Here is a 24,409-nt window from a genome sequence, read left to right as displayed (position 1 = left end):
TCGATCATCCTCCTGCCACCGCCGGCGGTCGAGTTCAGCCGAGCCGGCGGTCGAAGACCTGGGTGCTCGCGCCCGAGGCCGGGTCGACGGTGAGCACGCGCAAATTCACCGAATCCGGCGCGAGGTCCATGACCATGAATCCCAGCTCGTGCTGGGTTTCGAACAGCGCGGCGTGAGCGCCGGTCGTGAGGCGCGGCTGCCCACCGGAGGTCTTACCCGCCGCACCCGACACGATCTGGCGGGTGCCCTTGGTCGCCGGCGTCGGATCGAGCACCTGCAAGGTGTGGTCGTGGCCCGAGAGCAGGAACGAGACCTTGCCGAGCACGTGGTCTTCGAAGAAGCGCTTGGCGTGCACGCCGTTGAGCGGCTCGATCGGCAGGCCCTCGTAGTTGCCCGCGTCGCCGTGCGGCCCGTTGCTCAGATACGGGTGGTGGGTGCACACGATCTTCCACTGCGCCGTCGATTCGGCCAGCGCGCCGTCCAGCCAGGCGCGCTGGGCGTTCATGTACGGTCCGTCCACTGCCCAGTAGGGGTCGAGCAGTGGCGGAATGTAGGCCGCGAGCGGGTTGAGATCGAGCACGAAGAACTCGACGACCGGGTTCTGTTCGGGCACCCGAACCGAGTAGTAGCGGCTCGGCATCCACCAGCGCGAAGACTTCGCGTGGTATTCGACCTCGTGATTGCCGCGTGCGAGCCAGCCGCCGTCACCGGGGAATACGCCGGAGGTGTCGTGGTTACCGAGCACCATGGCCCACGGAAAGTCCAGTCCCGCATTGGGATCCTCGAATTTCGTGGCGAACTGGGCGTCGTCGGGGCCGCTGGGACCCGAGTCGTAGATGTTGTCACCGAGTCCCACCGCCATCGCGAACGGTTCACGCGCGTGGAACGCACGGGCCGCGTCGGCGACCGCCCACTGGGTGCGGGTACCGGTGCCTGCGTCGCCGGTGATCAGCACCCGCACACTGCGCCCGGCCTTCGGGGCGAACTTGGGCACCTCGGCAGGCACCGCGGCGGCGGGTGTGAGCCCCACCAACGACACGCCCGCGACGACACCGGCCGCCCCGGCCAGAACTTCACGACGGCCGATTCCGGACGAGAACTGATCGTGCATGCTCACCTTCTGGGTAGTAGCTCTGTTGGACAACTGACCTGATCGAAGCACAGTGTCATGATCGAGACGCCGCCGCAGCTTAGACGGCGCACATCGGTGGGATGACACCAGCACGATCGACGACCTACGTCACCGGATCTGATGCTCGACCAGTTCCGCCAAGTCGCTGACGACGATGTCGGCGCCGGCCGCGCGCAACGCCGAAGGTCCGCTCCCCCGGTCGACCCCGATGACCCAGAATCCGCCCCGGTGCCCGGCCTCGACCCCGGACACCGCGTCCTCGATCACCACCGTCCGTGCCGGATCCACCCCCAGAACCCGTGCGGCCGTGAGGAACATGTCGGGTGCCGGTTTACCCGCGAGGCCTTCGTCCTGGGCGAGCACACCGTCGACAACCACCGCGAACCGGTCCAGCAGACCCGCGGTCCCGAGCACCAGCACCGCATTGCGTGAGCTCGACACCACCGCCATCGGGATACCGGCGGCCGCGAGCTCCTCGACCAGACGCAACGACCCTTCGAACACCTCGACACCGTCACCGCGGATGATCTCGGTGAAGCAGATGTTCTTGCGGTTGCCCAGGCCATTCACGGTCTGCGCGTCGGGCGGGTCCTCGGACTCCCCGTCCGGCACTCGCACGCCGCGGGAGTCCAGCACCGACCGCACGCCCGCCGCACGCGGCTTACCGTCCACCAATTCGAAGTAGTCGGCGTCGGTGTAGGGGGCCGCCTCGGGCGCGACCCGCGGCAGGTACTCGGTGAACAGCGCCGACCACGCCCGCCGGTGCACCGCCGCGGTGTCGGTGAGCACGCCGTCGAGATCGAACAGCACTGCCTGCGCATCGAAGACGCGCGTCATGACGCCTCGACCACGACCACGACACCGGGTTCGAGGGTCACCGGCCGCTCCCACACGGTGATCTCCACCTCGGGCCCCTCGCCGACCAACTCGAATCGCGCCTCCCGACGCCCGAGATCGGCCCGCACCGTGCGCCCCCGCCAGTGCACCGAGAACCGCAACCGATGCCAGGACGGCGGCAGCGCGGGCGAGAAACGCACCCCGTCGGCGGCGGCCCGGAAGCCACCGAAACCGTGCGTCGCGACCTGCCACGTGCCCGCCGCCGACGCGATGTGCATTCCCTCTTCGGTATTGCCCTGGTTGTCGTCGAGATCGACGAACGCCGACCGCCCGAAATACCGTTCCGCCGTGCGGGAATCGCCGACCTGCAAACCCACGATCGCGTGGATCGACGGGCTCAGCGAGGACTTGTGCATCGTGCGCCGCTCATAGAACTCGTAGTTCAGCAGCCGCGTGGACAGCGAGTATTCGTCGGGCAGCATATGCAGCAGCATCACCACATCGGGCTGTTTGAGCAGCGACGTGGTCTCGCAGTTGAACGGGTCGCAGCCGACCGGGTATCGCGGCATATCGTTGTCGTCCCATTCGACGATGGATACGTCCGTGCGATCGAAATAACCGTCGAATTGTTCGATGACACCGCAGTCGGGATCGGTCGGGGCCCGCAGCCGGTCCGCGGTGGCCAGCCACTGCGCCGGTTCACCCGGGTCGAGCCCGATCGATGCCATGAGGTCGTGCAGTTGCTCGCCACATTCCCGCGACATCCGTTCATAGACCGCCGCCGCCTGCCGCAGATGCCAGTGCACCAGCTTGTTGGTGAACGCGTTGTTGTCGACGTGGGAATGAAACTCGTCCGGTCCCATCACCGTGCGGATCACGAGCGCATCGCCCTCTTCGACGCACCGTTGCACCCAGAAGCGGGCGGTCTCGAACAGGATCACGGCGCCTTCGCCGAACAGGTAGTCGTCATCACCGGTCACGGTGGCGTACCGCATGATCGCGTAGGCCACATCGGCGGTGATGTGGAGTTCTTCTTCGCGCGTGTAGAAACGGTCTTTGCCGTCCGCGGTGTACTGCGGACATTCCTCCCGTCCGGTATCGGCCGATTCCCACGGAAAGCGAGCGCCCCCGGTTCCGTTCTCGGCGGCCACTTCCCGTGCACCGGGCAGGGTGTGGTGGCGGTAGCCGAGCAGCGCGCGGGCCGCGCGCGGCTGGGTGAACAGGAAGAACGGCAGCAACATCACCTCGGTGTCCCAGAAGACATGCCCCCGATAGCCTTCGCCGGACAGCGATTTCGCGCCGATGCTCACGGTCGGGTCATCGGGGTCAGCGGCGATGAGCAGGTGATAGATCGCGAACCGCAGCGCCTGGGTCACCCGGTCGTTGCCGACCACTTCGCAATCGGCGTCGGCCCACAGCCGATCCCACGCCGCCCGGTTCGCCGCCGCGGCGGTATCGAAGGAACCTGCCCGGGCGACGGTGTCGACCGCGCGCTCCCGTGGCGGGTTCACCGACCGATAGTCGCGACTGGTGGCGATCCCGACCATTTTGTCGACCCGCACGGATTCGCCTGCGCCCGTGTCGAATCGAAACTCCACTTCGATGGCGTCGTGCCGCGAACGGTGCTGACGCCGCCCGCCGTCGGCCGAGCAGGTGAAGGCGTAAGCGAGATCGACCCCGCTGTCGATGGTGCGGCTCTCGATCACACCGACCTCACCGTCGAATCCCGCAGCGACCGATACCAGGTGCGTGGACTTGGCCCACTTGTCCCACTTGCGTTCATAGCCGAACGCGGTCTGCTCGCGATAGGTCGGCAATCGTTCGAGATTGCGCCGGTTGGCATCGATACCGGTCCGCAGCGTCACCTCTCCGGCCCGATCCAGGCAGCTCACTTCGATCCGCAGACAGCACAGGTCCCGATCGGCGGTACTGGCGAACCGCTGAGTCCGCAGCCGGACCCGCGCGCCGTCGGGCAGCCCGAACACGGTATCGCGGTGCAGAACTCCACTGCGCAGGTCCAGTTCACGACGATGCTCGAGTACCTGCGCGGACTCGGTGTCCAGGCGCGCACCGTCGACGAAGACCTCGCTGTCGAGCCAATCCGGCGCGTTCACCAGATCGATGACCGGCGAGTCGTACGCGTCGTAGACACCGGCGATGAACGTGCCGGTCAACGCCCCCGTGTGCCGTTCCTCGAGCGACCCACGGGTACCGAGGCGCCCGTTGCCGACGGTGAAGATCGTCTCGAAGTAGTTGGCGCGCTGCGGGTTCCAGCCGTCCTCGACCACCGACCAGGTCTCGATGCCGCTCGTCCGGGTTGGTGCGTTCACGGCCCCACCACCTCGGCGCCGTATGCCTTCACCAGCCGGCTCGTCTCCGCCGGCGACCGGTACACCGCAAGGTACATCGCGCAGCCTTCCTCGTCGTCGATGGTGACCCGCCACGGTCACTGGTCGAGCGGGTGATGATCAGGCGCTGGCGGTAGGGCGTTCGAAACCGGCGGCCTCGTCCATGTCCTCGAGCGACATCCCCTTGGTCTCGGGCACGAACTTGGCCACGAAACCCAGCGACAGCAGCGCGAACACCGCGTACATCCCGTAGGCGAAACCGAGCGAGAAGGTCTTCAGACTGGGGAACGAGACGGTGATCGCCCAGTTCGCCGCCCACTGCCCCGCCGCGGCCAGCGACAACGCCGCACCACGGATCCGGTTCGGGAACATCTCACCGAGCAGCACCCACACGACCGGGCCCCAGCTCATGCCGAAGAAGACGACGAACAGGTTGGCCGCGACCAGCGCGATCGGGCCGAGCGCACCGGTCAGGTGCGGCTCCATGACCCCCTCGGCGTCGGGCACCTGGTCGGCGGCGCCGAAGCAGATCGCCATCGTGGCCAGCGTGACGGTCATGCCGATCGAGCCGGTCAGCAGCAGCGGTTTGCGTCCGACCTTGTCGATGAGCATGATCGCGACGATGGTGGTGGCGATGTTGACCACCGAGGTGAACACGCTGATCTGGAACGACTGGGATTCCTCGAAGCCGACGGCCTCCCACAGCACGTTCGAGTAGTAGAAGATCACGTTGATGCCCACCGCCTGCTGGAACACCGACAGCATCAGGCCCACCCACACGACCGGGTAGAGCCCGCCCCCCGAACGGCGCAGGTCCTGCCACGATGGCTTGGTATCGCTGCGCAGGCTCTCCTCGATGCGGCCGATGGTGATCTCGAGGTTCTTCGCACCGAACAGCATCGACAACACGCGCCGCGCCTCGCCGATCTTGTGCGTGGCCACCAGGTAGCGCGGCGACTCGGGAATCGTCGAGGCCAGCATGCCGTAGACCACGGCGGGCACCACCATGGACAAGAACATCCAGCGCCACGCGTCCAGCCCGAACCACAGCGTCTCGCTCGCACCGCCCGCGAGGTGGGCGAGCACATAGTCCACCAGCAGCGCCAGGAAGATGCCGAGCACGATCGCGAGCTGCTGCAATGATCCGAGCCTGCCGCGGATGCGCGCGGGCGAGGTCTCGGCGATGTAGGCCGGGGCGATGACCGAGGCCACGCCGACACCGACACCGCCGATCACCCGGCCGACGACCAGAACCCAGACGTCGGGAGCGAAGGCGGTGACCACGGCGCTGATGAAGAACAGGACCGCGGCGATCTTCATCACCTTGAGCCTGCCGATGCGATCGGCGATCCGGCCCGCGGTCATCGCACCCGCGGCCGCACCGAGCAGGGCCGAGGCCACCGCGAAGCCGAGAACCGCGTCGGCGACATCGAATTCGGATTGGATCGCCGAGACCGCGCCGTTGATCACGGCACTGTCGAAGCCGAACAACAATCCGCCGAGCGCCGCGACCGATGCGATCCGGATCACCCGACTACCCGACGATCCTTCGCCGTCGGGAAGGGCGGACTGGTCGGTGAAGGAGCCTCCATCATGCATCGGCATCGTCCTCTCCACGGCGAGGCAGCATGGCCTCACGAGTAGCGGCGTGAATCAGATCACAGTGTGCCCCGAATGAGGTGTCATCTGCAGGAATTCACGGTATCGAGCCCAGATCGCCGTGTTGGGTGTTCAGGAAATGAACACCGAATGGTCCGCGTCGGCGATCGCCCGCGCGATCGCGCCGAGCAGATGGGCTCGGGAGCCGAGCGCCGCGGGGCGGATACGCAGCGCGGCCGCCGCTGAGGGCACCCCGCAGCGATCGACCACCTGCTGGATCGAGGGGATCAGGATCTGGGCGGCCTGGGCGAGTTCGCCACCGAGGACGAGCAGTTCGGGATTGAGGACGCCGCACATCCCGGCGACGGCGGTGCCGACCTGCCTGCCGACGTCGTCGAGTACGCGCACGAACGCGCGATCACCGGCGACCGCCCGGCCCACGACCTCCTCGATCGAGAGATCACCCTCGGTCGGGGCCAGCAACGAGAGCACATGACGTGCCGACACCAGCGTTTCCAGACACCCGCGATTGCCGCACCGGCACACCGCACCGAATTCGTCGACCGTGGTGTGGCCGACCTCGCCCGCGGTGCCGCCGAACCCGCAGTACAGGCGCCCGCCCACGATCAGCCCGGCGCCGATGCCCGCCGACAGCTTCAGATAGACCATGTCGGTCGTGCCCGACCCGGCCCCCCACTGATGTTCGGCGAGCGCACCGAGATTCGCGTCGTTGTCGACGACGACGCGCACCGGCAACGCCAAAGCCGTTGCGGCCAGCGCGCTCGCATCGACCCCCACCCAGCCGGGCAGGATCGACGGTGCGCCGACGCGACCCGTCGTGGGGTCGACCGGTGCGGGCAGTCCCATCGCGGCACCGACCACGGCGTCACGCTCGATGCCCGCGTCGTCGAGCGCGGTGTCGAGTAGTCCACGGGCCTGGTCCATCGCGTGGTCCGCCGACAGACCGACAGGCAGTTCGGTGCGTGCCTGCGCCACCACGTGATGGGTCAGATCGCTGATGCCGACGGTGAGGTGGCGGTACCCGAGATCCAGGCCGACAACGAACCCCGATCCCCCGGTCAACCGCACGGAATTGCGTTTGCCACTGCGCTTTTCGATGCGCAGACTGCCCGCGCCCGCGAGATCACGCACGATGTTGGAGATCGTCGCGGGGGCGAGGCCGGTCGCCCTGGCGAGGTCGGCCTGGGTGGCCTGCCCCTGTCTGCGCAGCTCCTCGACCACGCGCACCCGGTTCTGGTCTCGCAGCGCCGTCGGTGAACCGGGGCGTCGACCATTGCGCCCGGTCATGGTGCCGCCGAACGAGTTGCTGAGTCGAACATCTTTCGATTGTGCACCTTGCCCATTCGTGGTGCGGCCGGGTTCGCATGAGGGCTTCGCCCGGCCTGGCACCACGCGTTCATCTGGGCGACACGCACATCACTTAGCGTCGCAGGGATGACCGATGTCGAGATTCGTCCGATCCCCCGTGATGTCAGCGAGATCGCCGATCTCGCGACCGTCGTGAACCTGGCCGACACCACCGGATTCACCGTCGACGACAGCGACGACGACGATCCGATTCTGCTCACCGAACCCGGCGGCCTCGTCGTCGACACCTGGCGCGAGGGCTACCCGTACGGCGAGCGCCTCTCCCGCCTGCAGTACGACCTCGACAAGCGACTACTGCAGATCGAACTGCTGAAATTGCAGAACTGGGTGAAGGCGACCGGGCGCCGCGTCGTCATCGTGTTCGAGGGTCGCGACGCCGCGGGCAAGGGCGGCACCATCAAACGGTTCATGGAGCATCTCAATCCGCGCGGGGCCCGGGTGGTGGCACTGGAAAAGCCTTCCGCGCGCGAGTCCACCCAGTGGTATTTCCAGCGCTACGTCGAGCACCTGCCCGCCGCGGGCGAGATCGTGCTGTTCGACCGCTCCTGGTACAACCGCGCGGGTGTCGAACGGGTGATGGATTTCTGCACACCCGAACAGCATCGCCGTTTCCTGTCGCAGGTGCCGCTGTTCGAACGGATGCTCGTCGACGACGGCATCGACCTGGTCAAGTTCTGGTTCTCGGTCTCGCCACTGGAGCAGCGCACCCGCTTCGCCATCCGCCAGGTCGACCCGGTGCGGCACTGGAAGCTCTCGCCGATGGATCTGGCCTCGCTCGACAAGTGGGACTCCTACACCGAGGCCAAGGAAGAGAACTTCGAACACACCGACACCGACCACGCGCCGTGGATCGTGGTCAAGAGCAACGACAAGAAGCGCGCCAGGCTCAACGCGATGCGGCACGTGTTGAGCGGGTTCGACTACGACAACAAGGATCTCGAGATCGTCGGCACCGCCGACCCACTGATCGTGGGCCGCGGGCGCGACGTCATCGGTTCTTGAATGTCCTAGCGGCTCAAGGCGACTCGGTGCGCTTCGAGCATGAGCGCGGCGAGGTCCTCGCGCTCGGTCTCGTCGAGGATGTCGAAGCAGGGGGCGATCAGTTCGTCGGTCAGTGTCTCCGCCGCCTCCCAGCGCATCCGCATATCGTCGGTGACCGTCTCGAACGGTTCGGCCCAGCCGAGAAATTTCGCGTGGCCGGGACCGTCGAGGATCGGCGACCCCGCGACCAGGATCGCCTGCAGCGGGGTGAGCCCGTTGGCCATCACCGCGACCAGGTGCAGCCCGCCGCGGAGTTCGCGCAGCACGTGCGTCAGCTGCAGCACCGCGGCCCGCCCGTCCTCGGGCACCGGCATCGCCCGCCACCCGGCGAACAACGGCAACCCGGTCGAGGGTGCGGCATCGACCACGCGTCGCAGCAACTCGGCGAGCCGGTCGGACTGTTCGAACGCGACGAGCTTGCGCTGCCCGAAGTCGCGACACGCGCCCAGGTAGTCCACCGCTGCCTCGGCGGCGGGCATCTGCACCGATTCCCAAGCGGCACGGACACATCCGGGTTCGAAGAAGCCGAACGCCGCGCTCACCACATCGGCGTCGACATCACCGAGCACCCCGCCACGGCCCCGCGTGTAGGCGCCGTGGAATCCGGCCACCCCGGTCGTCTCCCCGAACGCCCTGGCCTCGCGCGAGATCATGAACGCCCCACCGAGTTCGAGTACCTGCTGTTTGACCGTTGCCGACGTCATTCGTCCGCCACCTTTCGCTGTAGTCCACTCCAGGCAGACTTTAGCGTCCAATAGTCAGATAGGACAGTCCAACGACCTGAATCCCGTCGACCGCGGTGTTCGACCGGCCCTACGCTGGATCCCATGACCAAGCAGCTCGTCGCGATCCTGTCCGGCGCCGGTGTCTCCACCGACAGCGGAATCCCGGACTACCGTGGCCCGGCGGGCCTGTGGCAGCGCGACCCCGACGCCCAGAAACTGGTCACCTACGACTACTACATGACCGATCCCGACATCCGCCGCCGTTCCTGGCTCATGCGCGGCGAACACCCCGCCTGGCGCGCACAGCCCAACCCCGCGCACCAGGCCGTCACCACGCTGGCCGCGACCGGAACGGCGGTGCGCGTGATCACCCAGAACGTCGACGGGCTGCACCAGCTCGCCGGCCTGCCCGACCGCAAAGTCCTCGAACTGCACGGCAACGCCCGCACCGTGCTGTGCACGTCCTGCGATGACCGCACCACCACCGAACAGGCCCTCGACCGCATCGCCGCGGGCGAACCCGACCCCGCCTGCCTGCGCTGCGGCGGCATCCTCAAAACCGCGACGGTCATGTTCGGCCAGGCACTCGACCCCGAGGTGCTCGGGCACGCCATGGCGATCGCGCAGGCCTGCACCGTTTTCATCGCCGTCGGCACCAGCCTGCAGGTCCAACCCGCCGCGTCGCTGGCAGGTGTCGCCGCCGAACACGGCGCCCGCCTGATCATCATCAACGCCGAACCCACCCCCTACGACAACCTCGCCGACGAGGTCATCCGCCAACCCATCGGCACCGCCCTGCCCGCCCTGCTGGCAACGCTGGCCGACACCCGTTGATCTACGGCGCTTGCACCAGCGTCAGCTTCGACTTCTTTCGCACGGTGAACCCCAATGTCGCGTACAAACTGATCGCCGACGTGTTGTGCGCGACCGCATGCAGAAACGGCGTCTCACCCCGCACCCGAATTCCCGCCCCGACCGCCCGAATCAACCGCGACGCGATCCCCCGACCCCGGAATTCGGCATCGGTGCACACCGCACTGATCTCGGTCCACCCCGGCGGATGCAGCCGCTCCCCCGCCATCGCCACCAACCGCCCCTCGACCCGCAACCCCAGATAGGTCCCCATCTCGATGGTGCGCGGCGCGTACGGCCCCGGTTCGGTGCGCGCGATCAACTCCAGGATCTCGGGAACTTCAGCGGCAGTGAGTATCTCGAGCTCGGAATCCACAGCGACCCGCAACCCCGCACCCTCCATCTGCACCGTGTCGAACTCGGCAAGCACCGCCCATCCCGCCGGCAGAACATGCCCAGCCCCACGTATCCCAGCACTTCCGCCCGACCCGAGCACGGCCCCCAGATCCGCCCAATCCTGCCCGTCCAAAACCACCGGATGCCCGACGAACCGCGCCACCTCCGGCTCATAACGCCCGATCCGCCCCGCCCACTGCGCGAACCGACTGTGCTCCCCCCGCAACGAAGCCCGCACCGGATCATCCAGCGGATGCACCGCGATATCGACGTCGACCGTCAACACACCCTCCTAACCACCGAACCCGACCGCCGAACGCTAACCGAACCCACGATCACCGGTCACCGGTTGCACTCACCACGATTCCGACGCCTCGGCCTCGAGCACATCCCGCAACCGTCCCATCGCCGTCCGCCGCCACCCCCGCTCCAACGCGTTGCGCGCCATCTTCTGCCGTTTGTTCCCGATATCGAACCCCGTCTGCGTCAACAACAACCGAGTCCCCCGCCCCTGCGCCTGAATCGTCCAATCCAGCACCCATCGCGCCGGCCGCTCCGCCCGAAGATCGACCCAGCTGAACGCCAACTGCTCCCCGTCGCGCACCACCAACACCTCACACGCGATCTCCGCCGACGGCGTGGAGGGAACCACAAAAATGAAATGCGTTCCGGCAGTGGGCGAAAACCCGACCGACCGCATCAACCACAACTCGAGCAACCCCGGCTCCGTCAACGCCCGCCACACCACCCCAGGCGGCTGCGCGAAGAAACTCCCGATCTCGATAGCCGCAGGATCCAACTCCGACGTCATGGGCCCACCCCTCTCACCAGACCGATACCTGCGCCAATCCTTCCGCCTACGAACTGCACATGCAACGAGTCGTCGCTACATTCGGATATCTGGTGGCCACGGCGGGACCCCGACTAGCCAGCGATCATGAGTGAACTCTCGATGTCTTGTTCGAGCAGATAGTGATTCACGGCCACCGCAGCTTTGGATCCCGCGGCCGCAGCGTGGATCAGTTGCGCGGGCGAATCAACGACATTGCCCGCCGCCCAGACGCCCGGCACACTAGTGCGGCCGGTGGCATCGACAGCCACCCAGTCATCGTCGCCTACCGCGCACCGCAGCCGGGTCAGCAACTCGTCACGGGGGCTGAAACACGGCCCAACAAAGATCACTCTTCGTGGAATGACCTGTCCCGATTCGACTTCCACGCCGCGCAGTTCACCGTCACGCACGACAACCTGCACGACATCTCCCTCGACGACTCGAATGCCACGCGCGGACAGACGGCGACGCTCATCGCCGGACAGGTCGATCTCTCGCGGAAAGAAGGTGACATCGTCGGACCATTGACGCACCAGCGAGGCTTGATGCACGGAGAACATCCTGTTCGCACCACCCAGAACTGCAAGCGGTTCGTCTCGCACCTCATATCCGTGGCAGTACGGGCAGTGCAGGACTCCCTTGCCCCATTGCTCTCGAACTCCGGGGATCGTAGGCAGCTCATCGCGTAAGCCGGTCGCCAGGACAACGGACCGCGCCGTAATGACTTGTCCAGTCGCGGTTTCGACCGCGAAGCCGCCGTCCGCCACGTCTATGTCAACGACTCGACCGGTCAGCAACTGTGCACCGTATCGGAGCGCTTCTGTCGTGCCGAGGGTCAGCATCTCCGCCGGTGTCGCGCCGTCGCGGGTCAAGAACCCATGCGTGGTCTCGGCAGCCATGTTTCGAGGTTCACCGGAGTCGATGATAACTACCTGGCGACGGGATCGGGCCAAGACCAGTGCAGCGCTGAGACCTGCTGCACCCCCGCCGATCACCGCAACGTCATAACCCATGGATCCCCCTCGATCAGCTCCCTCCTCACGGCAGTGTCGCCGTCCGGGTACGCTTCTGAACGTACCGAATTGTTAACTAGTTTACAAAAGGAGCGCCGATGGCCGAGCAATCACTGCGAGACCGGACATGCGATCTCTGGCGTGTCCGAAATCCTGAGCTCGATACCTCCGCCATGGTGGTGGTAGCCCAGATCAAGCGCATCTCCACTCTGCTCGACCGGGCCGTGGAGGACATCTACGCCGAGGCAGGTATCAGCACCGCAGAGGTCGGGCTACTGGTTCCATTGCGATATGCCGACCCGCCGCTCACCGCGATCCGACTCGCGGAGCATCTCGGAATGTCCAGGGCAGGTGTCGGAAAGACGCTCGCCAAGCTCGAGCGGCGGGGACTGATCGCCCGTGCCAAGAATCCGGCCGATCGACGATCGACCTTGATCCACCTCACTACAGCCGGAATCACTTTGATCGATGAGGTCTTCCCTCATGAGATAGAGGCCCATACGCAACTCCTGGCCGACCTGGATCACGACCGCCCAACAGTGCTGCAGAGTTTGGATCGCCTCGCCCGAAGTCTCGAGGCTCGAAGCGGCCGTTGAGACCGCGCCCGAACGCGAACCGGGCTGACGTCATTGTGTATTCGATCACTCGGCCACGCGAAACGGCTTAGTTCCGACGTCAGCCCAGATCACTCGAATTAGCGTCTGATCATGACCGGACTACCGCCGACCTCATCGCCACGGAATCCGCATTACACCCTCCCCAACAAATGGGGTTTCGCAAACGAACGCCTCACTCTGCTGGGCGCCGCCTACGACCCAGAAAGCATCGCGCTTGCGCAGCGACTGGGTGTGGAGGCGGGATGGCGGTGTCTGGAAGCTGGGGCCGGCGGCGGGTCGTTCGCGCGCTGGTTATGCAGTGTCACATTGCCAGGTGGTCGCGTGCTCGCAGTGGACGCTGACCCACGCCACCTGACGGATCTGCCCCACCGAGGCGGCGAAGTCGCCCGGATGGACCTCGTCACCGACGAACTCCCCGAAGGCGCATTCGATTTCGTCCACACACGATTCGTGCTGCTCCACATTGCCCAACGAGACATTGTTCTGCAGCGCCTGGTCCGGGCGCTGGCACCAGGCGGCGTTATCTTGCTCGAGGAAGGCGATGGCCTCGGCGTTCTCGATGAACTGCCCGGCGCGTTCGGGGAGGTCTGGCGAGCCTTTGCACGTTCGACCGAGACCGCAGGTGCGAACCAAGCCTGGGCTCGGGATTTGCCCGCATACCTGGGAGCAGTGGGGCTCGTCGACGTTCAAGTAGAGGCGGAGATTCCGATGTTTCGCGGTGGTTCGCCGATGGCGCGCATGTGGAACCTCACCTGGGCGCAGGTCCACGAAACCCTGATAGCGCTCGACGTCTCACCCAAGGTCATTGCCGCCGCGCAGGCCGAGTTGGCGGACGAGCAGCGATGGTTCTATGCCCCGCCCACGGTCCGCGCATGGGGCCGAGCTCGCTAACGGCGCGCCCGGACAGCCTCACCGATCAACTCACGGGCACCGGCACCGAACACAGCCCGGTCGTTCAACACCGCGAATATCCGCTCGTACAGGGCGATCTCACGCGGCTGCGTCACCGACAGCTCCGCGGTGACCGTCTCGACCTGAACGAGCCGCTGATCGAAGATCGCGAACCCGTTCGTCGCTGGACCCTCGTACGGTGAGTTCATCGGCACGACACCCAGCACGACACGTGGCAGGGACATCAACGTCAGCAACCGATCCAACTGCCCCAGCATCACCTGATCGTCGACAACTGTCGTATGAAGCACCTGCTCGGCGATGATGAACGAAAACCGGCGGTCACCTCGGTACAGCACCCGCTGACGTTCAACCCGCGCTGTAACACCCTCAGCGAGGTCATCGGGGATGCCGTAGAAGCTGATGATCTTCGACAGGATCCCTTCGGCGTACTCGGCGGTCTGCAACAGGCCGGGCACGATCGTCGGCTCGTACCAGCGCATCGACCGGGTGCCGCCTTCGAGTTTCACCGACATCTTCTGGCGGCGTCGCGTCCCAGCGCCGAGCAGGCGTTTCCACTCCATGTAGGCCGCTTCGATGTTGCGCACGGTCGCGATGAGGTCAGGGAGTTGGTCAGGACGACCGGTGTGTTCGCACCAGGCGTGCAGGTCAGCCTCGGACGGAGTTTGTTTGCCGTACTCGGTGCGCGAAACTTTGGATTCGTGCCATCCAGCAAGCTGCGCGAGCAGGCGTGCTGTGATGCCGGCGTCGCGACGAAGCTCCCGGAGCCGAAGTCCGAGAGCTTCGCGCGCTTCATCGGCCGAGTTGGTCACCGCGCACCGAGGGTGAGGTATTCGGAGTGCGGAACTGCCGCTTCCCAGACGAGGTCCCGCACCCGCACGCAGTCCGCCACGATTCGCGGGTCGGCGGTCAACGCACCGCCACGCCATCGCCCGTCGGGTTCGAACACGGTGAACGCCACCGAGTTCCGGTCGAACAGCCACCAGTCGTCGACGGTCAGTTGCTCGGTGTCTACCTCGTGGCGGGACAGGTACCGAATTTGTTCCCCCGCGGCGGCGTTCTGGTGGGAGACCTCGAGAAGCCAGCGGGTGTAGTCGGTGTGCGGAACCGTGACCACGCGCGCCCGTCGAACGGCCACCCCACGCACCGTGGTCTCCTCGACCAAGTCCAGCCATCCCCGCAGCCACGAATAGTCATCAGCGGGACCGCCGTTAAGGAAGTCGCGGAACGGTTGCGTCTCGTCGGGAGTGCTGTAGGTGTCTTGCACCTCCAGATGAAATGCCTCCTGGTGGGCGGACCGGAGGAGGCTGTCGAACGCTTCACCTTCCAGCAGGAGCACCGTAGAACTTCCTCTCGCACTTCGGGACCTCGATCGCGGTCTCTCCGGGAGCGAGATCCAATTGGTCCAGCGTGGCACGGTCGATCACCGGTCGGCCGGTCAGGGTGAAGGTTCCCCGTCCGGTGTCGGTCATCGTCGCACCGACGAAGGTGTCGGGCTCAGCGAATCCGAGGAGCAGGTGCGGGATCTCGATGACAGCTGAGTCGCTGGTCTCCCACCCTTGCACGATGTAGGCACCTGTGTCGGTCGCGAGCAGAGCAGGGCACCCGCCGCCGCCGCTTCCACCATTGCCGAGGAACTTCAACTGCATGACGTACCGTCCTGTCGAGTCGAGTCATGTGCGCAAACTTGCGCACCCTCTCTTCAGCATCCATGAACTGGCAATTAGATACCAGCCATTGACAAAGTTGGCGCAAGTTCACGCAAGTTCGTGGTGTCATCGTCGCGTCGCTTCGTAGTTTGGAGCCTCTACGCTCCGACACATCCGAGGTGGCCCTTGAGTATCACGCTCGAAACTGAGATTTTGGCCGCGCTGAAATCAGGCGGCATGCTCACGATTTCCACGATCGCCCTCAATGTGAAGGTCACCGAATGGCAAGTGCGACGCGCCGCAATCAAGCTGCAGCGCAAGGACTTCGCGTTCAAGAACCGGCACGACGAATGGCAGATCACGCCCGCTGGCCGGACGGCGGCGACCCGGTGAACGCTCTCCTGTTGTGTGGTCGTGACCCCGGCCCACTCACGGCTGCGCAGGCCCATTGGGCGATGCAAGTCCATTTGGAATGTGAGGTCGACACGTGTCGGTGTCGGCGGCGTGCCCGAACCACCCTGGTGGAACAGAACCGCATGGTCCTCGACGAACGCGCACAACAGGTCAGGGGCTCGTGATGAGCGAGGACCACCTGACCCATTGCCAGGACTGGATTTTGACCAGCTTGTGCTATTTCTCCCCGACAGCGCCGATCACGACTCCTGACCTTGCCTCCAAGTTGAGCCACTCGGTAGGCCGCACCGAGATGTACCTCGAACAGTTGGTCGCGATGGGATTAGTTCGTGTGCATGAGGTTTCAGGCGAACCAGCATGGCGCCCATCATCTGACGGTCTTTCGATCGGCACCGTCGAGTAGATCGCCGGTGACCGCAAGTGCGGTCCCGGGGGGCTGATTCGCACTTGGGCCGATCGCTGGCCTAGTTGCCCATCCGGCGGGTCTGCCGAACGGACAACCAGGCCACGAAAGGCTCAGCGCTTCAGCGTGAATCCGAAGTCGCCGGAAACCTTGCCGCTCAGGCGGACTGCTGAAACGAGACTTCCCTCGACGATCAATCTCTCGGTCTCACCTCGGGAAAACCCGAAACCGTCAGCGATCAGCCGGGTCGGCCGGATAGGGATCCGCGCCGCGAAGCGAACCGACACCTCGACCAGGTCACTGTCGAGGTGGTCCGACCCGCCGGTGTCGAGACGCCAAGCATTGTCCCAATCCAGAGCGATGCGATTGCGGCGTTGCACAAACGGATCCTCGAGTAACTCAGCTGTCAGGCTGGGGTCGTTGTCATGCATCCGGTCCAGCAGTTCAGAACGCACCGAACGCACATTCACCCGCTCCATGATCGTGAGTTTTGTAGTGTCCCCGCAGGTGATACAGCGCGCGAGGAGCCACGCATCGAGGAGCTTGTGGTTTGCGTTGACGCGAAATTTCTTGCTGGCCCGGAAACGCGCAGACGCGCATGCATGGCAACGGCGGCGGATGAGGGGCAGACAGGTGGGCACGACCACCCAGATTTTGAGCATAGAGGTACACCCTTTTCGGTGAGAAGTCCGCAGCGAAGAGCAGCGCGGCGCAGATGCGCGGCGCGCGAAATTCACTGCTCGGGAGGTCTCACCGGATGTACAACGGCACGTCCTTGGCTAAATGGCTGGGTTCGGCTGCATCGTAATGACACACAGCGGTGTCGTTCCACCGGTTTTCGAGGTTATTCCTCACCAGCCTGCCCGAATCACTACCTCCCCCAGCGATTTCCGACCGTCGACCGCTGTTTGACCGTCGCGAGGCGGGCATGCGCACTGAACAAGGACAGACCTCTACCGGAGGGACAGCGTCGTGTTCAGACATCTCCGAGGGTCCGTGTTGATCGGGCTGCTGGTTGTCGCCAGCTGCGCTACCAGCACAGAGGCACCCGATCCCGGTTTGCCACCGTCGGTCGAGGGCGCACCTGAAATCTCCGATGAGGCTGCCATGCACCTGTGCGAGATGATGGCCCCGGATCTCGATAACTGGCGTGCGCAGGGGGTGACTGTCGCGCGGGTGTCGTTCAATGCCACGGTGCAGAACTGGGCGGTGCGTAACGGCGGCATCAATGTCGCGGTGGCCGCAATCGTGAGGTGATCGATGCCGTCACTCAGCAGCGTTGCCCTGATGTGCGCGAGCAGGCCGTGCAGGCCCTGGATGTGCCGGATCTGGCCTCAGCGCTCGCCGGAGTCTGAGGCGCCTGCGTCGGCCGAGGTCTCATCGATGTCCTCGGCCCCACGGCGCCGGTCGCGCAAGACCAGCACACCCGCCGCGACCGCCCAGATCACCGCGAAAGCGATCGCGCGCATCAGGCTCCAGTTGACCATCAGCATCACGAGGGCCACGCCGCCGAACAGTGTCAACAGCCGGCCGGTACTCGTCTGACCTTTCATCGCCAGATCATCCCACGTCCGACCGTCTGCCGCGATGAGCCATCGCGGGCGGCCGCACTCGCCGTGATCCGCGCTGACGGTCGGCAGCGTCGTCGCCGCAGATCCGCGGTCATCGCCACGCCCACAGTCAGCTCTCGATACGCACGATCGGACTCTCGTCGCGGATGCGTGGGCGGCGAGTGGCCCAGGCAAGCGCGGGCACGATCAACAGCGCGATCCCCGCACCGAGGAACGCCAACCCTGGGTAGTCGGCGAATGCCACGATGACGCCGGATCCCAGCCCACCGCCTGCACCCGCGATAGCAATGCCCACATCGACCGTGCCCTGCGTGCGGGCACGGGTGGCGACCGGCGTCGCATCCGCGATCATCGTCGTCCCCGCGACCAACCCCAGATTCCAGCCGACCCCGAGCAGCCCGAGCGCCACCGCCAGCGCTACCACCGAGGTCGGCGGGGCGAGCGCCGCGGCCGAACCGGCCGCGACCAGGGTGCCCGCGGCCGCCACGGCGACCAACCCCGGCCCGAACCGATCAACGAACATCCCCGACAGCAACGACGGCAGATACATCCCCGCGACATGCACCGCGATCACGAACCCCGCCGCGCCGACACCGTGCCCGTGATGCTGCATATGGATCGGCGTCATCGTCATGACCGCGGCCATCACCAACTGCGTCACGACCATCACCGTCGTCCCCGCCACGATCGGCGCCGACCACCGGGTCGGAGCGTTCGTCACGACAACCTCGCCAGGGGGCTCCGCGATCGCGCGGGCGAGCACGAGCGGATCCGGACGCAACATCGCCCACAGCACCAGCGCCGCCAGCACATACGCCACCCCGGACAGCACGAACGGACCGGAAAGCGCCGGAATACCCCAGCCCACAGCCATATTCGACATCGGTGTCGTCAGGTTCGGCCCGACGACCGCACCGACCGTCGTCGCCACCAGCACCGTGCTGATCGCACGCGCCCGATGTGCGGGCTGCGCCAGATCGGCACCGGCGTATCGCGCTTGCAGGCTCGTCGCGGTGCCTGCCCCGTACACGATCAGCGACACGAACAGCAGCGGCAAGCTCCCGGTCACCGCGGCCGCCACCACCCCGAAACTGCCGAGCGCACCGGTCAGATAGCCCAGGGTGAGCCCCGCTCGTCGACCCGCCCGCTGCGAAATCCGACCCACCCCGACCGCCGCCGCGGCCGACCCGACCGTGAACATCGCCGCGGGCAACCCCGCCAATCCGGTCGATCCGAGCATGTCCTGCGCCAGCAGAGCACCGACGGTGATACCCGCGGCAAGCCCCGCGCCACTGAAAATCTGCGCCGCGACCAACACGGCCAGAGTGCGCCGTTGCGCGGGATGCTCGCTCATGAACGTCATCATCGCGGCAAAGATGGACGCCGGTCCAGTCGTTGGGCACAGAAAGGTCCAGCGACGACGAACCGGCCTCTTCCCACTAGCGCAAGTACGGCCCCAGCTTGATATTCACCTCGGAGCCTGCCTCCTCGATCGACGTGATCGGCCACACCCGCCCGGGCTGCATCGTGCCCGCAGCCGTGGCATAACCGACGACGTCGAGTGCCGCGACCCCCTCGTCGTCCTGGAGGATGCCGGCCTCGGTGTGCACCCCATCGGAGAACACCACATCGAACTCGTCAGCCATGCGATCGGCGCGCACCACCACACCGGGGAACAGATGCGAATGGTCGACGATGATCCGTCCAGGCTCGGCGCGTTCCGTCATCGACGTCCTTTCCGAGCTCTTACCTCAGTGACCACACGGATCGGTGAGGTGCAGCCCCTCGCCGACCTTGATCCGGCGATGCTCGGCGAGCACGATCCCCAACCCGACCAGCAAACAGACACCGCTGAGGATTCCGGCGATCACCGCCCACCCGACAAATCCGGAACCGGCGGCCGTCAGGGTGGCCGCGAGCATCACGATGCCGATTCCGACGAGCAACAGGCCCGGCCAATTGAGCGAGTCCTGAACCAACTCACCCGCGTGCGAGCGCGTCGTGCGCTCGGTGTCGGGAAACTTGTGTTGATGGGGATCAACGTAGTCAGTCATGGCACGGCCTCCTTCCGACGAGAGTTCTCCGTATTCGGCGCGTACCCCCGATTCAATCGGGCAAACGGGCACCGTCGTGCGGGTTATCGCGAACCAGAACGAAGAAATACGGCTCGGGGAAATTGCGGTAGTCCATCAGACCCAACACCGTGTTTTCGTCGACCCGGCGGAACACATCGATGATCGGCAGATGGTCGTACGCCATCGCCGTGGTGACAACCCCACGATGCTCCACCGCCCGCAACCGCGCCCGGTACCCGCGGGCGCGCAACGCCGGTTTCAACACTCCGAGCAGGCCTCGACCCTGGTCGACAACCTTGCTCGGCACCTTGCCGACCAGGCCCAACGGCACTCGTCGCGGATCAACAGCGAAAATATCGCCCGCGGGACCGCGGAACAGCAGCGGATGCACGCTGTCGAGCCCGTCGAACTGCTTGCCATACCACCCTGACGCGACGAGCAGGCCGTCCAGTTGGTGTCCGGTCGCCAGCTCGCGACCGTGCCACCGGCCACCGAGCTGAGTCGCGGGCACCGGCGCGAGACTGTCGAACAGCGCCAGCGCCGCCTCCCGGGAACAGGCGGGTTCGAGCGCGGTGAGTTGGTCGATCGTCATGAAGTTCCTCTCGTCTCAGACAGGCAGTCGCAGCGCACCGGGCGCGGAAGCGGGCACAGCGGGCCGCTCCGGGGCGACCGGACGGATCCGCTGGTAGGCGCCACCGAGATCAGGACGCGGATCCGGCTCACCCTTGTTGGGCCAGAACGCCATCGCCCGCTCGGCCTGCGCGGTAATGGTGAGCGACGGGTTGACGCCAAGGTTCGCGGTGATCGCGCTGCCATCGGCGATGTGCAAGCCGGGATGGCCGTAGACGCGCTGGTAGGGGTCGATCACGCCGGTATCGCGCGAATCGCCGATCGTGCAGCCGCCGATGTAGTGCGCGGTCGCGGGGATATTGAAGATATCGGTGGCGATATTGCCGGTGATGCCATCGGTTTCAGCCGCGTATCGACGGGCGATATCGTGCGCCATCGGAATCCACTCCGGATTCGGCTCCCCGCTGCCCTGTTTGGTCACCAACCGCTTGCCCTTCAAATATGAGGTCAGCGAGTTGTCCAGCGACTGCATGACCAGCAAGATCACCGACCGCTCCGACGCGCCGTGCGCGTTCTGCGAACGCAGAAATTGCACCGGATGCAAAACCATCGTCAGCAACAGCCGCAGGAACCGGAACGCCCCACCGTCGATCATCGGCACCGTCTGCAAGAACAGCGCGTTCTGCCCCTTGCCGTAGGTGCACACCTCCACGTGCGTCTGCGGCTCCGGGTGGATCGAAGACGTGATCGCCACGCCCTGGGCGAAGTCACGCCGGGACTTACTGGTTACCCCGATGATCGCCTCGGAGTTACTGCGAGTCAGCTCACCGACCCGCGAAGACAACTCGGGCAGCGTGCCGTCGCCACGCAACTTGTGCAGCAACTTCTGGGTGCCCAGCGCCGCCGCCGCGAACACCACCTGCTGGGCGGTGAAGGTGCGTCGTTCCTTGCGCAGCCAGCCGTTCGACGCGACCGTCTCGACGCGGTAGCCACCCCGACCGTCGGGCGCCACCGAGGTCACCGTGGTCAACGGATGCACCTGCGCGCCATTGCTTTCAGCCAGGTGCAGATAATTCAGCGTTGTGGTGTTCTTGGCATTGTGCTTGCAACCAGTGAAGCACTCCGAGCAGTGGATACAGCCCGCCCGGCGCGGACCCGCGCCACCGAAGTACGGGTCATCGACCTCGACGCCTTCGGAACCCTCGTTGAAGAAGACACCGACATGGGTCCGATGGAAGGTATCGGCCACCTTCAGATCACGCGCGACCTGCAACAGCACGTCGTCCTTCGGCCCGACCCGCGGATTCTCGACCACACCCAGCATCCGCGCGGCCTGGTCGTAATACGGTGCGAGCTCGGACTTCCAGTCGGTGATATGCGCCCACGCGCGATCGCCATAGAACTCCGGCAACGGTTCGTAGAGCGTATTGCCATAGATCAGCGACCCGCCACCCACACCCGAACCGCTGAAAACCAGGCACTTACCGAGCGCGCTGATCCGCTGCGGTCCGGTCAGGCCAAGGCGCGGCGCCCAGATGGCCTTGGGGATGTTCCAGTTGGTCTTCGGGTAGTCCTCGGCATTCCAGCGCCTACCGGATTCGAGAACACCCACCCGGTAACCCTTTTCGGTCAGCCGCAGCGCGGTCACACTGCCACCGAAACCGGAACCGACGACGATCACGTCGTAGTCGTAGTCACTCATCGCGACACCACCTCGTAGTCGGCGGGGTCGAACCGCGCCTGATTCTTGTATTGGATTCCGAGCAGTGGCCAGTTGGTCGTGATCCGGCCATCGGCCTGGCGATACCAGGACGAGCACCGGCTCCACACGCTCCCGGTGAGCTGGGCCTGGATCCGCTCGTCGTAGACCTGCTCCACGTCCGGACGGACCGTCAGCGCGCGACCCGACGCCGCCAGATGGGCGACATAGTCGCCGAGGTACTTCGCCTGCGCCTCGAGGAAGTAGATGATCGAGCCGCCACCGGTATTGGTGTTGGGGCCGTACATGATGCACAGGTTCGGAAACCGCGGCACGGTCATGCCGTAGTAGGCATGCGCGCCGCTGTCCCACTCCTGCGTCAGTTCCCTGCCGTGTGCGCCCGTGATGGTCATCGGGGCGAGGAACTCGGTGCTGGTGAAACCGGTCCCCCAGATGATGACGTCGACCTCGTGGTCGCGCCCGTCCGCGGTGCGCACCCCCGAGGAGGTGATCTCGGCGATCCGCTCGGTGGTCACCTCCACATTCGCTTCGGTGAGCGCCGGAAGATAATTGTCGGAGAACAGGATTCGCTTGCAACCGACCGGATAGCCCGGCCACACCTTCTCGAAAAGACCCGGTTTGGCCTTGGTCTGCCTGCGCATATGCCACTTCGAGATGGCCTTGATCGCGGCGGCGAGCGGTTTGGCGTACACCCATGCGACGCTGAGCCCTTCGACCACGCCGTACCAGGTGCCACGTTCGGCGAGCTCGGTCACCGGAAACTTCTCGAACACCCGCTGATGGCGTGCCGAGAACTCGCGGTCGGGGCGCGGGATGATGTAGGGCGCTGTCCGCTGGAACAGCGTCAGCTTCTCGACCTGCTGCTGGATCTCAGGGACGAACTGGATCGCGCTCGCCCCGGTGCCGATGACCGCGACGCGCTTGCCCGTCAGGTCGATGTCGTGATCCCACTCGGCGGAGTGGAAACTGCTGCCGCCGAAACTGTCCCGGCCATCGATCGCGGGCACAGACGGTCGGGAGAGCTGGCCGACCGCCGACACCAGCACATCGACCACCACGGAGTCCCCGCTGCTGAGCCGGACCGTCCACTTCCCGCTCGCGTCGTCGAACGCGGCGCCGAGCACCTCGGTGCCGAAGCGGATGTGGCGGCGCACATCGTATTTCTCGGCGACGTGCCTGATGTAGTCGAGAATCACCGGCTGCCGCGAGAACCGGTGCGGCCAGCGCGGATTCGGTTCGAAGGAATAGGAGTAGAACGGGGACGGCACATCACAGGCGGCACCGGGATAGGTGTTCTCCCGCCAGACGCCGCCGACATCGTCGGCCTTCTCGAACACGACGATGTCGTCGAAGCCGCGCTTCTTCAGTTCGATAACGGCCGCCAGGCCGCCGAACCCGGTGCCGATGACGGCAATGGACGGTGTCATGAGGTCCCTTCGAGAACGATACGAGCGCAGGTATCGGGGTCGTCGCTGAACGGGAGGTGCCCGCAGCCGTGGAGGTCGATGTGACGCGCGAACGGCAGCACCACGCGGGCACGGGCGCTCTGGGGGCGGTGCACGAGCACGATGTCGCGAGTGCCCCACGCGATCGTCACCGGGATCTCCCCCAACGATCCACGGTCGTCGCCGGGTTCGAGGACGTAATCGCCGAAGTCATCGCGCGCGGCCGTGAACGAAGTAGCCCCGGCCAGCCCAGCCAAGTCGGTACGAGCGGCATCGGGGTCGACGCGGACCGGGTGACCGAACATGGCCGAGAGCAGGGCCATGCGGCCCGCGGGATACTCGACCAGCCGGTCCAACGTCGGCCCGGCGACCCGGGCGGCACCACGCATGCTGGTGAGCAAGCACTGGGTCCAGCGCCGTCCGACGGGCCCGTAGAAGCCCACCGGCGCGAACGCGGTGACCCCGGACGCCACCCCGGCGCGACCCAGTTCGAGGGCGATACCGCCGCCCATGGAACTGCCTGCCACGTGCGGGCGTCGAATCCCGTTGTCCGCCAGCCATTGCGCGAGCCAGGTGGCGTACCCGCGCGGACCCGGCCGCACCGAGTCCAGCGCGGGTGAGTCACCGAAGCCGGGTAGATCGATCGCGATGACCTCATGCTGTTCGGCCAGCAGATCGATGATCGGCGCGAAAACCTGCCGGCGACTGCCGAGACCGTGCACAAGCACAATCGGCGAACCACTACCCCGGCGGAGGTGAGAGATCTGCGTCATCGCAGCCCTTCATCCAGATAAACAGTTACTACGTACGGTTTCTTGATTGCATCAGCTCGATACGCCGTCGTCAAGAGGTGACGGCCGACACTTTTC

Annotated in this window: 28 protein-coding genes; 7 read left to right on the top strand and 21 right to left on the bottom strand. The window is 65.8% G+C overall.

Translation table 11 applies throughout. The features are described from left to right. Positions 1-34: 34 nt before the first annotated feature. The 5 genes from ACFWO8_RS12200 to ACFWO8_RS12180 all read right to left on the bottom strand — a co-directional run bounded on the left by ACFWO8_RS12200 (position 35) and on the right by ACFWO8_RS12180 (position 7,224). Positions 35-1,111, bottom strand: coding sequence for a metallophosphoesterase (locus ACFWO8_RS12200; RefSeq protein ID WP_378948638.1), 1,077 nt, complete (start codon positions 1,109-1,111; stop codon positions 35-37). A gap of 129 nt (positions 1,112-1,240) precedes the next feature. Beyond that, positions 1,241-1,969 (bottom strand): HAD family hydrolase, encoded by a 729-nt coding sequence (locus tag ACFWO8_RS12195; RefSeq protein WP_378948635.1) that lies wholly within the window; start codon positions 1,967-1,969, stop codon positions 1,241-1,243. Further along, a complete protein-coding gene (locus ACFWO8_RS12190) occupies positions 1,966-4,299 on the bottom strand; it encodes a glycoside hydrolase family 65 protein (protein ID WP_378948631.1) in 2,334 nt (777 codons plus the stop codon). Before ACFWO8_RS12190 ends, ACFWO8_RS12195 begins: the two co-directional genes overlap by 4 nt. 138 nt (positions 4,300-4,437) lie before the next feature. Then, a complete protein-coding gene (locus tag ACFWO8_RS12185; protein ID WP_378948628.1) occupies positions 4,438-5,922 on the bottom strand; it encodes a sugar porter family MFS transporter in 1,485 nt (494 codons plus the stop codon). A 126-nt stretch (positions 5,923-6,048) separates the two neighbouring features. Next, positions 6,049-7,224, bottom strand: coding sequence for an ROK family protein (locus ACFWO8_RS12180; protein WP_378948625.1), 1,176 nt, complete (start codon positions 7,222-7,224; stop codon positions 6,049-6,051). A gap of 147 nt (positions 7,225-7,371) precedes the next feature. On the opposite strand from ACFWO8_RS12180, the gene ppk2 reads away from it, so the two are divergent. Beyond that, positions 7,372-8,307: a polyphosphate kinase 2 gene (gene ppk2 / locus ACFWO8_RS12175; protein ID WP_378948621.1), complete on the top strand. Its 936-nt coding sequence runs from the start codon at positions 7,372-7,374 to the stop codon at positions 8,305-8,307. Positions 8,308-8,312: 5 nt separating this feature from the next. Here ppk2 and ACFWO8_RS12170 read toward each other — a convergent pair whose 3' ends face one another. Beyond that, positions 8,313-9,050 (bottom strand): hypothetical protein, encoded by a 738-nt coding sequence (locus tag ACFWO8_RS12170; protein ID WP_378948616.1) that lies wholly within the window; start codon positions 9,048-9,050, stop codon positions 8,313-8,315. Positions 9,051-9,173: 123 nt separating this feature from the next. On the opposite strand from ACFWO8_RS12170, the gene ACFWO8_RS12165 reads away from it, so the two are divergent. Then, positions 9,174-9,905 (top strand): NAD-dependent deacetylase, encoded by a 732-nt coding sequence (locus ACFWO8_RS12165; RefSeq protein WP_378948613.1) that lies wholly within the window; start codon positions 9,174-9,176, stop codon positions 9,903-9,905. A 1-nt stretch (position 9,906) separates the two neighbouring features. On the opposite strand, the gene ACFWO8_RS12160 is transcribed toward ACFWO8_RS12165, so the two are convergent. The 3 genes from ACFWO8_RS12160 to ACFWO8_RS12150 all read right to left on the bottom strand — a co-directional run bounded on the left by ACFWO8_RS12160 (position 9,907) and on the right by ACFWO8_RS12150 (position 12,164). Continuing rightward, on the bottom strand, positions 9,907-10,605 hold the full coding sequence (locus tag ACFWO8_RS12160; protein ID WP_378948609.1) for a GNAT family N-acetyltransferase: 699 nt from the start codon (positions 10,603-10,605) through the stop codon (positions 9,907-9,909). Positions 10,606-10,674: 69 nt separating this feature from the next. Beyond that, a complete protein-coding gene (locus ACFWO8_RS12155) occupies positions 10,675-11,130 on the bottom strand; it encodes an SRPBCC domain-containing protein (protein WP_378948606.1) in 456 nt (151 codons plus the stop codon). Positions 11,131-11,243: 113 nt separating this feature from the next. Continuing rightward, entirely contained in the window at positions 11,244-12,164 is a 921-nt protein-coding gene (locus ACFWO8_RS12150; protein WP_378948603.1) for an NAD(P)/FAD-dependent oxidoreductase, read from the bottom strand. Positions 12,165-12,262: 98 nt separating this feature from the next. Between ACFWO8_RS12150 and ACFWO8_RS12145 the strand changes: the two genes are divergently transcribed. Both ACFWO8_RS12145 and ACFWO8_RS12140 read left to right on the top strand, forming a co-directional pair. Then, entirely contained in the window at positions 12,263-12,760 is a 498-nt protein-coding gene (locus ACFWO8_RS12145; protein ID WP_378948600.1) for a MarR family winged helix-turn-helix transcriptional regulator, read from the top strand. A 111-nt stretch (positions 12,761-12,871) separates the two neighbouring features. Then, positions 12,872-13,672 carry a class I SAM-dependent methyltransferase gene (locus tag ACFWO8_RS12140; protein ID WP_378948597.1) on the top strand — a complete coding sequence of 267 codons (801 nt, stop codon included), beginning with the start codon at positions 12,872-12,874 and terminating at the stop codon, positions 13,670-13,672. On the opposite strand, the gene ACFWO8_RS12135 is transcribed toward ACFWO8_RS12140, so the two are convergent. The 3 genes from ACFWO8_RS12135 to ACFWO8_RS12125 are packed head-to-tail and all read right to left on the bottom strand — an operon-like array spanning position 13,669 to position 15,342. Then, positions 13,669-14,505 carry a DUF5753 domain-containing protein gene (locus ACFWO8_RS12135; protein WP_378948594.1) on the bottom strand — a complete coding sequence of 279 codons (837 nt, stop codon included), beginning with the start codon at positions 14,503-14,505 and terminating at the stop codon, positions 13,669-13,671. The two genes, ACFWO8_RS12140 and ACFWO8_RS12135, sit on opposite strands and share 4 nt — an antisense overlap. Further along, a complete protein-coding gene (locus tag ACFWO8_RS12130; RefSeq protein ID WP_378948591.1) occupies positions 14,502-15,032 on the bottom strand; it encodes a DUF6879 family protein in 531 nt (176 codons plus the stop codon). The genes ACFWO8_RS12135 and ACFWO8_RS12130 overlap by 4 nt, the downstream gene beginning before the upstream one ends. Continuing rightward, complete coding sequence (locus tag ACFWO8_RS12125; RefSeq protein WP_378948578.1) at positions 15,013-15,342, bottom strand: hypothetical protein; 330 nt, start codon at positions 15,340-15,342, stop codon at positions 15,013-15,015. Before ACFWO8_RS12125 ends, ACFWO8_RS12130 begins: the two co-directional genes overlap by 20 nt. Before the next feature lie 186 nt (positions 15,343-15,528). On the opposite strand from ACFWO8_RS12125, the gene ACFWO8_RS12120 reads away from it, so the two are divergent. Next, positions 15,529-15,735, top strand: a complete 207-nt coding sequence (locus ACFWO8_RS12120; protein ID WP_378948565.1) for a hypothetical protein — start codon at positions 15,529-15,531, stop codon at positions 15,733-15,735. Between the two features lie 184 nt (positions 15,736-15,919). After that, positions 15,920-16,159: a hypothetical protein gene (locus tag ACFWO8_RS12115; protein WP_378948562.1), complete on the top strand. Its 240-nt coding sequence runs from the start codon at positions 15,920-15,922 to the stop codon at positions 16,157-16,159. 113 nt (positions 16,160-16,272) lie between these two features. Here ACFWO8_RS12115 and ACFWO8_RS12110 read toward each other — a convergent pair whose 3' ends face one another. Next, entirely contained in the window at positions 16,273-16,821 is a 549-nt protein-coding gene (locus ACFWO8_RS12110) for a DUF1062 domain-containing protein (RefSeq protein WP_378948559.1), read from the bottom strand. A gap of 337 nt (positions 16,822-17,158) precedes the next feature. Between ACFWO8_RS12110 and ACFWO8_RS12105 the strand changes: the two genes are divergently transcribed. Beyond that, a complete protein-coding gene (locus tag ACFWO8_RS12105) occupies positions 17,159-17,416 on the top strand; it encodes a hypothetical protein (protein WP_378948556.1) in 258 nt (85 codons plus the stop codon). 77 nt (positions 17,417-17,493) lie between these two features. Here the strand turns inward: ACFWO8_RS12105 and ACFWO8_RS12100 are convergent, their stop codons facing one another. From ACFWO8_RS12100 to ACFWO8_RS12065, 8 genes are all read right to left on the bottom strand, one after another. Continuing rightward, positions 17,494-17,712 (bottom strand): hypothetical protein, encoded by a 219-nt coding sequence (locus tag ACFWO8_RS12100; protein ID WP_378948553.1) that lies wholly within the window; start codon positions 17,710-17,712, stop codon positions 17,494-17,496. A gap of 127 nt (positions 17,713-17,839) precedes the next feature. Continuing rightward, positions 17,840-19,093 (bottom strand): MFS transporter, encoded by a 1,254-nt coding sequence (locus ACFWO8_RS12095; protein ID WP_378949755.1) that lies wholly within the window; start codon positions 19,091-19,093, stop codon positions 17,840-17,842. Positions 19,094-19,169: 76 nt separating this feature from the next. Beyond that, positions 19,170-19,457, bottom strand: a complete 288-nt coding sequence (locus tag ACFWO8_RS12090; protein WP_378948550.1) for a hypothetical protein — start codon at positions 19,455-19,457, stop codon at positions 19,170-19,172. Between the two features lie 24 nt (positions 19,458-19,481). Next, the gene (locus tag ACFWO8_RS12085; RefSeq protein WP_378948547.1) at positions 19,482-19,784 is read right to left on the bottom strand and encodes a hypothetical protein; all 303 of its coding nucleotides are present in this window, start codon (positions 19,782-19,784) and stop codon (positions 19,482-19,484) included. 52 nt (positions 19,785-19,836) lie between these two features. Continuing rightward, positions 19,837-20,397: a DUF4334 domain-containing protein gene (locus ACFWO8_RS12080; protein ID WP_378948544.1), complete on the bottom strand. Its 561-nt coding sequence runs from the start codon at positions 20,395-20,397 to the stop codon at positions 19,837-19,839. Positions 20,398-20,412: 15 nt separating this feature from the next. Next, positions 20,413-22,077, bottom strand: a complete 1,665-nt coding sequence (locus tag ACFWO8_RS12075) for a GMC oxidoreductase (RefSeq protein WP_378948541.1) — start codon at positions 22,075-22,077, stop codon at positions 20,413-20,415. Further along, on the bottom strand, positions 22,074-23,522 hold the full coding sequence (locus ACFWO8_RS12070; RefSeq protein ID WP_378948538.1) for a flavin-containing monooxygenase: 1,449 nt from the start codon (positions 23,520-23,522) through the stop codon (positions 22,074-22,076). The genes ACFWO8_RS12075 and ACFWO8_RS12070 overlap by 4 nt, the downstream gene beginning before the upstream one ends. Then, positions 23,519-24,313, bottom strand: coding sequence for an alpha/beta fold hydrolase (locus tag ACFWO8_RS12065; protein WP_378948535.1), 795 nt, complete (start codon positions 24,311-24,313; stop codon positions 23,519-23,521). Before ACFWO8_RS12065 ends, ACFWO8_RS12070 begins: the two co-directional genes overlap by 4 nt. Positions 24,314-24,409: the final 96 nt, after the last annotated feature.

The organism is Nocardia sp. NPDC058480 (genome assembly GCF_042720495.1).
Taxonomy (GTDB): Bacteria; Actinomycetota; Actinomycetes; order Mycobacteriales; family Mycobacteriaceae; genus Nocardia.
Note: the sequence above shows the minus strand (reverse complement) of the source record. Positions and strands in the feature narration are given on the sequence as shown.

Excerpts from the sequence above, each read along its gene's own strand:
- ACFWO8_RS12200 (WP_378948638.1), bottom strand. The coding sequence starts at position 1,111 with ATGCACGATCAGTTCTCGTCCGGAATCGGCCGTCGTGAAGTTCTGGCC.
- ACFWO8_RS12195 (WP_378948635.1), bottom strand. The coding sequence starts at position 1,969 with ATGACGCGCGTCTTCGATGCGCAGGCAGTGCTGTTCGATCTCGACGGC.
- ACFWO8_RS12185 (WP_378948628.1), bottom strand. The coding sequence starts at position 5,922 with ATGCCGATGCATGATGGAGGCTCCTTCACCGACCAGTCCGCCCTTCCC.
- ACFWO8_RS12180 (WP_378948625.1), bottom strand. The coding sequence starts at position 7,224 with ATGACCGGGCGCAATGGTCGACGCCCCGGTTCACCGACGGCGCTGCGA.
- ppk2 (WP_378948621.1), top strand. The coding sequence starts at position 7,372 with ATGACCGATGTCGAGATTCGTCCGATCCCCCGTGATGTCAGCGAGATC.
- ACFWO8_RS12170 (WP_378948616.1), bottom strand. The coding sequence starts at position 9,050 with ATGACGTCGGCAACGGTCAAACAGCAGGTACTCGAACTCGGTGGGGCG.
- ACFWO8_RS12165 (WP_378948613.1), top strand. The coding sequence starts at position 9,174 with ATGACCAAGCAGCTCGTCGCGATCCTGTCCGGCGCCGGTGTCTCCACC.
- ACFWO8_RS12155 (WP_378948606.1), bottom strand. The coding sequence starts at position 11,130 with ATGACGTCGGAGTTGGATCCTGCGGCTATCGAGATCGGGAGTTTCTTC.
- ACFWO8_RS12150 (WP_378948603.1), bottom strand. The coding sequence starts at position 12,164 with ATGGGTTATGACGTTGCGGTGATCGGCGGGGGTGCAGCAGGTCTCAGC.
- ACFWO8_RS12145 (WP_378948600.1), top strand. The coding sequence starts at position 12,263 with ATGGCCGAGCAATCACTGCGAGACCGGACATGCGATCTCTGGCGTGTC.
- ACFWO8_RS12140 (WP_378948597.1), top strand. The coding sequence starts at position 12,872 with ATGACCGGACTACCGCCGACCTCATCGCCACGGAATCCGCATTACACC.
- ACFWO8_RS12125 (WP_378948578.1), bottom strand. The coding sequence starts at position 15,342 with ATGCAGTTGAAGTTCCTCGGCAATGGTGGAAGCGGCGGCGGCGGGTGC.
- ACFWO8_RS12115 (WP_378948562.1), top strand. The coding sequence starts at position 15,920 with ATGAGCGAGGACCACCTGACCCATTGCCAGGACTGGATTTTGACCAGC.
- ACFWO8_RS12110 (WP_378948559.1), bottom strand. The coding sequence starts at position 16,821 with ATGCTCAAAATCTGGGTGGTCGTGCCCACCTGTCTGCCCCTCATCCGC.
- ACFWO8_RS12100 (WP_378948553.1), bottom strand. The coding sequence starts at position 17,712 with ATGAAAGGTCAGACGAGTACCGGCCGGCTGTTGACACTGTTCGGCGGC.
- ACFWO8_RS12095 (WP_378949755.1), bottom strand. The coding sequence starts at position 19,093 with ATGACGTTCATGAGCGAGCATCCCGCGCAACGGCGCACTCTGGCCGTG.
- ACFWO8_RS12090 (WP_378948550.1), bottom strand. The coding sequence starts at position 19,457 with ATGACGGAACGCGCCGAGCCTGGACGGATCATCGTCGACCATTCGCAT.
- ACFWO8_RS12085 (WP_378948547.1), bottom strand. The coding sequence starts at position 19,784 with ATGACTGACTACGTTGATCCCCATCAACACAAGTTTCCCGACACCGAG.
- ACFWO8_RS12080 (WP_378948544.1), bottom strand. The coding sequence starts at position 20,397 with ATGACGATCGACCAACTCACCGCGCTCGAACCCGCCTGTTCCCGGGAG.
- ACFWO8_RS12075 (WP_378948541.1), bottom strand. The coding sequence starts at position 22,077 with ATGAGTGACTACGACTACGACGTGATCGTCGTCGGTTCCGGTTTCGGT.
- ACFWO8_RS12070 (WP_378948538.1), bottom strand. The coding sequence starts at position 23,522 with ATGACACCGTCCATTGCCGTCATCGGCACCGGGTTCGGCGGCCTGGCG.
- ACFWO8_RS12065 (WP_378948535.1), bottom strand. The coding sequence starts at position 24,313 with ATGACGCAGATCTCTCACCTCCGCCGGGGTAGTGGTTCGCCGATTGTG.